Genomic DNA, 2704 nt, shown 5'->3' with positions numbered 1-2704 from the left:
TTATTGCGACATTAATAATCTGCTTCTGCCTTTCGCTAAATTCCATATTTACTCCAAAAAGTTAATGAATACTAACATAATAAATTAGAAGTTGAAAATGTCAAATTGTTTTTCTGAAATTAGAAAATCGTTGAAATTATTTGGTATTTATTCAGTATTCTATTGGATTAAAAAAAATATTTATTCTTGAACCAAAAACAATCTACAAAGATTCTCCCAGTTTTACCGCTTTTCGTAAAATTCTCTTTTTGTTCAAAATAGCTCCCTTTCCGCTCAAATTACCTTCGTGAATTACAGCTATTTTCTCAAATTTAAGGAAATATTCTCCCAACCAATTTTCAAGATAATCTGAAACACACCTGAAGGTTTCGAAAGGTTCTCCTGAGGTTAAAATCAATCAAAATTCGGTCAATCAACTGACAGAATTTGTATTAATTCTGTCAATTTACACAGAAGCATAAATACTCGTATAACCTTTAAAACCACGGATTAGACGAATTTCACTAAATATTTTGTAAAATTTTTTTAATTCTGTTTCAATTAATCCTCATCTTTTCATTCGTGGCAATCTGTGAAATTTGTGGTTTCAATCTTCTTATTAATTTTCAAAAATCTGTTGCAGTAGAGAATGTTACGAAACTTTGTGGTCATTGAGTCGTCTCGAACCATATAGTAAAAACAAAATGGCATACGTGAATTCATAAATATTTATTAATTTCCCCTTTCAACTTTATTGTAGCTTCTCGAGCTGCTTCTGCAAAATCTTTTCCACTGTCGGCAAAAATAATGGAGCGAGAAGAATTTATCACTATTCCCGGAAAGTTTTTTGCCACTGCGTTTTTCATCACATTTCCAATATCCCCGCCTTGTGCTCCAATACCTGGAATTAGGAAGACGGATTGAGGTAATAAATTTCTTATCTCTTGTATTTCATTTTCATTCGTTGCACCAATCACACCGCCGATGTTATCCATTCCCCATTGGTTTATTTTTTCGCAAATTTTTTTGAAGAGTTCATCTTCATCATTTAGAAAATCAGTGTTGGATTTATTGGAAGTTAAAATGAGCAAAAATATATATTTATCCCGAAATTTTTGTAAAGCATTAACGACGTCAAATCCCATGAGAGGATTCGCTGTAATTGCATCCACTTCATAAGTTTCAAAATATGATTTGCCATACATTTCCATAGTGTTCCCGATATCACCGACTTTTACATCAAGAATTATGGGGATTTCAGCGGGAATATGGGAAATGGTTTTGCGAAGAGCCGTGAGTCCCATTTCACCCTGCGAAACATAAAAGGCAAAGTTTGGCTTGTAGGCAGCAACCTGATCTTTTGTAGCATCAATTATTCTTTTGTTAAATTCCCAAATCGGATTTTCATATTTATCCTTGATGAATTGGGGTATTCGCGAAAAATCGCTATCTAATCCGACACAAACTAATGAACTGTTTTTTTTTGATATGGCATTTAATTTTTCAATAAATTTCATAAGTACCTTTCATATTTTATCCACGAATGATCAAATGTTTTTTATTCGTTAATTAGTGGATTTTCTTTTTTCGGCAGGAATGCAAAAATGCTTCATTCGTGAATTCGTGGCTAAAGTAAAATCCCAGCCCGTTCAAAAAATGGATTTATATATTTCTGTTCTACTTCCATTCCCAAACTGATATTCGGTTTGTTTGTTCCGTGGTAATCCGATCCTGCTGTTATAACGAGATTGAATTCTTTGGCAAATCCGAGATACAATTCTATTTGCTTTTTAGTATGTAAAGAATAAAATGCTTCAATTCCCTGCAAGCCATAATCAGCCAATTTTTTTATCAATTCTCTCAATTCTTCGTCGTTGAGTTTGGTTTGATAAGGGTGAGCGATGACTGGAACACCGCCGGCATTTAAAATTAATTCAATTGCCTTTTTAGGAAACAATCTTTTTTTGTTTAGATAAAGCGGTGCTCCCTGCTTCAAATATTTATCAAAGGCTTGCTGATAGGAATCTACATAACCTTTTTTGTATAAAATATTTGCAAAATGTGGACGTCCGATAATTTCACCTTTTGCCTCTTCCTTTAATTCCGCCCATGAAATAAAAATTCCCATTTTTTCCATATTTTCCATCATTTTTATGTTTCGATTTTTTCGAAAATTCTGCAATGAATTCAATGTTTCACGTAATGCTTTGTCGCTTGAATCGAAATTGTAACCCAAAATATGCAGCGTTTTGGGAAATTCTGCACTTATTTCAACGCCAGTGATAAATTTCATTTTGTTTGGTATTGATTTTATTTCATCTAATGCGCCGATTGTGTCATGATCGGTTATTGAGAGAATTTGTAAATCTTTCTTTCTGGCTTTTTTTATCACATCTGTTGGTGAATCGGAGCCATCTGAAACAGTGGTGTGAGTATGTAAATCTAATTTCATAATATCCCATCTTTTTATTATTCAGCCACAAAATCACACAAAAATCCACAAAATATCTTTAGATATTTAATCCTATACAATATATTTTTTTGTGCTTTTTTGTGTGATTTTGTGGCTAATCTCCGTTTACATAAAGCAGGTTATTTATTCTATTGCCGAAAATCTCTTGAATATAAAATATCTTCAAAGATTTTTGGAATTCTTTTTTCAGCATTTACATCCTTAGAGTACATCCTAATGGGATTTATATCAATCCCACCGCGGCGAGTGTAT

Annotated in this window: 2 protein-coding genes; both read right to left on the bottom strand. The window is 32.7% G+C overall.

What is annotated here, in order from left to right; genetic code table 11:
* Positions 1-698 precede the first annotated feature (698 nt).
* Positions 699-1496 (bottom strand): orotidine-5'-phosphate decarboxylase, encoded by a 798-nt coding sequence (gene pyrF, locus U9P79_00850; GenBank protein MEA2103179.1) that lies wholly within the window; start codon positions 1494-1496, stop codon positions 699-701.
* A gap of 110 nt (positions 1497-1606) precedes the next feature.
* The gene (locus U9P79_00845; GenBank protein ID MEA2103178.1) at positions 1607-2431 is read right to left on the bottom strand and encodes a PHP domain-containing protein; all 825 of its coding nucleotides are present in this window, start codon (positions 2429-2431) and stop codon (positions 1607-1609) included.
* Between the last annotated feature and the right edge of the window lie 273 nt (positions 2432-2704).

Source organism: Candidatus Cloacimonadota bacterium (genome assembly GCA_034661015.1).
GTDB lineage: Bacteria > Cloacimonadota > Cloacimonadia > JGIOTU-2 > JGIOTU-2 > JAYEKN01.
This window is presented reverse-complemented; position numbering and strand designations above follow the sequence as displayed.

What these genes read in the sequence shown, in the direction of transcription:
- pyrF (MEA2103179.1), bottom strand. Translation starts at nt 1,496, where the DNA reads ATGAAATTTATTGAAAAATTAAATGCCATATCAAAAAAAAACAGTTCA.
- U9P79_00845 (MEA2103178.1), bottom strand. Translation starts at nt 2,431, where the DNA reads ATGAAATTAGATTTACATACTCACACCACTGTTTCAGATGGCTCCGAT.